At 68.0% G+C, this 4,713-nt stretch carries 4 protein-coding genes; 3 read left to right on the forward strand and 1 reads right to left on the reverse strand.

The window, feature by feature from the left end:
* The first annotated feature begins 68 nt into the window (after positions 1–68).
* Complete coding sequence (locus EQG76_RS09325) at positions 69–1,127, forward strand: Gfo/Idh/MocA family protein (RefSeq protein WP_159712728.1); 1,059 nt, start codon at positions 69–71, stop codon at positions 1,125–1,127.
* A 4-nt stretch (positions 1,128–1,131) separates the two neighbouring features.
* Here EQG76_RS09325 and EQG76_RS09330 read toward each other — a convergent pair whose 3' ends face one another.
* Entirely contained in the window at positions 1,132–1,467 is a 336-nt protein-coding gene (locus EQG76_RS09330) for a hypothetical protein (protein WP_159712730.1), read from the reverse strand.
* Between the two features lie 182 nt (positions 1,468–1,649).
* Here EQG76_RS09330 and EQG76_RS09335 point away from each other — a divergent pair, with 182 nt between their 5' ends.
* A complete protein-coding gene (locus EQG76_RS09335) occupies positions 1,650–3,713 on the forward strand; it encodes a PhoX family protein (protein WP_159712732.1) in 2,064 nt (687 codons plus the stop codon).
* A 412-nt stretch (positions 3,714–4,125) separates the two neighbouring features.
* Positions 4,126–4,713, forward strand: a 588-nt coding sequence (locus EQG76_RS09340; protein ID WP_159712734.1) for a class I SAM-dependent methyltransferase, incomplete at its 3' end; no start/stop codon positions are given.

Raw genomic sequence — 4,713 nt, forward strand, 5'->3', positions numbered from 1 at the left:
CCGCCCGGGCCAGGACAGGGGGCCGACCTCCCTGCCGACCGCAGCGGTCGGCAGGGAGGTCGGCGAAGATGGCAGCGCAGGCAGGGAGCGGGCTCCGGGTGGCGATGGTCGGCTGCGGGTTCTTCGCCCGCAACCACCTGCTGGCTTGGCATCATCTGCCGGACGTGGACCTGGTGAGCGTGTGCGACCTGGACCGGGACCGCGCCGAAGGGTTTGCCGATCTCGTCGAGGAACAAGGCGGCAGCCGCCCGGCGGTCCATACCGACCTCGCCGCCATGCTGGCCGAACTGCGCCCGGACCTGGTGGACGTGGTGACCACGATGGAGAGCCACGAGGCGCTGGTCGGGATCTGTGCCGAGGCCGGTATCGCCACGATCTGCCAGAAGCCGTTCGCCCCCGATCTCGCCGCGGTCCGCCGGATCGTGGCCACGGCCGAGGTGGCCGGCATTACCTTGATGGTCCACGAGAACTTCCGCTTCCAGGGGCCAATGAAGGAGGTCCGGCGTTGCCTGGATGAGGGCCGGATCGGCACGCCGCTGGCCGCCCGCCTGTCCTGGCGGTGCGGCTTCGACGTGTTCAAGGGCCAGCCCTACCTGGCCCGGGTCGAGCGGCTGGTCCTGCTCGACCTGATGATCCACCTGTTCGACCTCGCTCGCTTCCTGTTCGGCGACGTCGCCCGGATCCTGGCCAGGACCCAGCGGGTGCGCCAGGGGATCGCCGGTGAGGACGGAGCGGTCTGCCTCCTGGAGCACGAGAACGGCACGATCTGCGAGGTGCTGGGCTCGTACCACACCAGGATCGACCCCGACCCGTTCCCGCAGACCCTGATCCGGATCGATGGCACCAAAGGGCATCTGGAGGTCGGCCACGACTACGCGCTTGCGATCCGCACCGCGGCCGGCAGCGAGCAGCGCTCGATCGCCCCGGTGGCACCTGCCTGGGGCGACCCGGTCTGGGCCATGGTCCAGGAAAGCGTAGTCAACACCCAGGTCCATTTCGTCCAGGCGGTGCGTAGCGGACAGGAGGCCGCGACTTCAGCGCGGGACAACGAGAAGACCTTCGCCCTGGTCGAGGCGGCCTACCGCTCGGATGGATTGGGCGCCTGGGTGGATCTGGCCACGGTCTGACCGATCACGCCCCTTCCTCGGGCGCGGCCGGTGTCGGCCGCCCGGGCTTCAGGCTCTGCCAGTCGGAACCGGCGGCGACTACACAGGCTTGGCCGTTCGGAGCCAGGCTCACCATCGTCCAGGTGTCGTTGCCGGACGAGGCGAACATCTGGAGCAAGTGGCCGTTCGACTGCAGCCCGATCGAGACCGGCGCCTCAGCATAGGATCTGGCCAGTTCGCCCCGGATCTGTGCGTAGCCGGTACAGGGCAGGTCCGGCGTTTCCGGGAAGGAGGCCTCGGCCGCGGCGGGGGAGCCGCCGGGAAGGACCGAGAGCAGTAGGGCGACGAGCCAGTGGAACATCCGGGCACTCCAGCGCCCGCGTCCCTGCGGGCCTGAGCCGCAGCATGCAGACTGCTGGTTAATGCCCGCTTAACGAGCGCACCGTCCTGCCACATCACCGTCACACCTTCGCCGTCGATCGGGATTAGTGCCGCTCTCGACTGGTTCCAGCGAACCGGGCAACCGACGGCGACGGGATCGACATGGCCGAGACGCACGACGACGCACGCAAGTTCCGCACCTCGCAGCTCGAGGATGCGATGGGCGAGGGGCACAATCCCACCGCCAACCCCACCATGGGCGAGATCATCGCCAGCCGCTTCTCCCGGCGGGCCATGCTGAAGGGCTCGCTCGCCGTCTCGGCCATCTCGGCAACGGTGGGCCCGGCGGCCCTGCTGGCGGCGGGAGAGGCCAAGGCCGCTTCCCCTTCGGCCTTCAGCTTCGAGGAGGTCGCCGCCGGCGTGGACGAGCACCACCACGTGGCTCCGGGCTATGACGCCGACGTGCTGTTGCGTTGGGGCGACCCGCTCTTCCCGGACTCGCCGCCGTTCGACCCGGAGAACCAGTCGCCCGAGGCGCAGGCCCGGCAGTTCGGCTACAACAACGACTATGTCGGCTATGTCCCGATGCCGGGTGCCGAGGATCCGTCGGCGCACGGGCTGCTCGTGGTCAACCACGAGTACACCAACGAGCACCTGATGTTCCCGGGCATCGTCGAGATCGTCGAGGTCGAGAAGGAGGTGACGCCGGCCAACCCGGAGAAGAACCTCCCGGCGGTCGTCGAGAAGGAACTGCAGATTCAGGTGGCGCCGGCCGATCAGCGGCGGGTCGACATCGAGATGGCCGCCCATGGCGGCACCATCGTCGAGATCCGCAAGGTCGAGGGCAAGTGGCAGGTGGTCCGCGACGGCCGCTACAACCGGCGGATCACCGCGACCACGCCGATGCTGATCAGCGGACCGGCGGCCGGGCATGACCGGCTGAAGACCGGCGCCGATCCGGACGGGCGCAACGTGCTGGGCACGATCAACAACTGTGCCGGCGGCGTGACCCCCTGGGGCACCTACGTCATGGCCGAGGAGAACTTCCACGGCTATTTCGGCGGCGAGCTGCCCCAAGGGCACCCCGAGACGGCGAACTACGAGCGCATGGGCGTACCTGATACCACCTATGAGTGGTTCAAGTTCCACGACCGCTTCGACTTGGCGAAGGAGCCGAACGAGCCGAACCGGTTCGGCTGGATCGTCGAGGTCGACCCGTTCGATCCGGAATCCACGCCCAAGAAGCGCACGGCACTAGGCCGGACCAAGCACGAGGGTGCCGAATCGATCGTCGCGAAGGACGGCCGGGTGGTGTTCTATCTCGGCGACGACGAGCGGTTCGACTACGTCTACAAGTTCGTCACCGCTGGCAGGTTCGACCCGGACGACCGGGCGGCCAACATGGACCTGCTGGACGAGGGCACGCTCTACGTGGCGCGCTTCGATGCGGACGGCAGCATGAAGTGGCTGCCGCTGGTGCATGGGGAAGGGCCGCTCACCGCAGAGAACGGCTTTGCCAGCCAAGCCGACGTGGTGATCGAGACCCGGCGCGCCGCGGACCTGCTGGGTGCCACCAAGATGGACCGCCCGGAGGACGTCGAGCCGGATGGCCGGACCGGCAAGGTCTATGTCATGCTCACCAACAACACCAAGCGAAGCGAGGAGCAGGTCGACGGGGCCAACCCGCGCGCGGCCAACGCGTTCGGCCACATCATCGAGATCCTGGAAGCGGATGGCGACTTCGCCGCGACCGAGGGGCGCTGGGAGGTGCTGCTGAAGTGCGGCGATCCCAGCGTGGCCGAGGTCGGCGCGTCCTTCTCGACCGCGACCACCGAGAACGGCTGGTTCGGGATGCCCGACAACTGCGCGGTCGATTCGGCCGGGCGGCTCTGGGTCACGACCGACGGCAACTCGCCCAATGCCACCGGGCGCACCGACGGGGTGTGGGCGGTCGACACGGAAGGGGAGGCGCGGGCCACCTCGAAGCTGTTCTTTCGGGTGCCGGTGGGGGCGGAGATGTGCGGCCCGCTGTTCACGCCGGACGACCAGACCATGTTCGTGGCAGTCCAGCACCCGGCCGACGGCGGCGAGGACTGGGAGGGCTTCGGCCGGCTGTCCTATTACGAGGACCTCTCGACGCGCTGGCCGGACTTCGACCCGAAGATGCCGGTGAAGCCGTCGGTGGTAGTGATCACCAAGCAGGGCGGCGGCAAGATCGCGGTCTGAGCTGAGACAAGGCGAACCCGAGGACGCTGGTCCTCGGGTTCGTTTGTGCAGAAATGGTTGTGCGACGGCGCAAGCGTCACGCCGCCCCGCTGGCATGACGGGTGCGTGGGATCTCCGGCACAAGACCGGAGCATCCTAGCAGTCGGATCGCTAGAACTTCTCGGGTTCGTCCATGCGTAATGTGCTGAATGGCAACGAGCGTCGGCACGTGGATCCTGCGGCATGAGATGCCCGCAGCAGTGTAACATCATTGGGCTAATCTGCAGGCGAGCTGGCATTGAGGGATGCTGGTGCGTGGATGGCAACCGGTTTTACGGCCCCGGACTGTGAGCGTTGCAGTCGAGCATCAGCGACGACCTGGACCTGGACATGTGTTAGGCCCGTCGCTGCCGCGTTCAGGGAGGGCTTCGTCATGGGACGCACCCGGTCGCAATTTGCCGCCACCGACCCGGCCGCATACGAGCATTTCATGGGGCGCTGGAGCCGCCGTCTGGCCAAACCCTTCCTGGAATTCGTGGGGACCCGCCCGAGCGACCGGGTGCTCGACGTCGGCTGCGGGACTGGCGTGCTGACGGCGGCTCTGGCCGAAGCCGGGGCAGCGGCAGTTGGGATCGATGCTTCGGAGCCCTATCTCGACGGTGCCCGCCGGCTCAGGTCCCACCCGAACATCACCTACGAACTCGGCGATGTGCGCCGCATGCGCTTCGCCGACGGGTTCTTCGACGGGTGCGTCTCCACTTTGGTCCTGGACATCATTCCCGAGGCGGATCGGGTCGCGGGGGAGATGCGGCGGGTGACGCGACCCGGCGGGGTCGTGGCGTCCGGGGTGTATGACTTCTGGGGCGGCCTTTCCGCCTTCGCCCTGGTCTGGGATACGGGTGCGGTGCTCAACGAGGGTATGCGTGCGCTGCGCGACGACCTGAAGGCGCACCCGCTCGTCCGACCGGACGGACAGGCCGAACTGTGGCGAAGGACGGGCCTGACGGAGGTGGTGGAGTTC

The sequence above is a fragment of the Geminicoccus flavidas genome (assembly GCF_009806515.1).
Classification (GTDB): domain Bacteria; phylum Pseudomonadota; class Alphaproteobacteria; order Geminicoccales; family Geminicoccaceae; genus Geminicoccus; species Geminicoccus flavidus.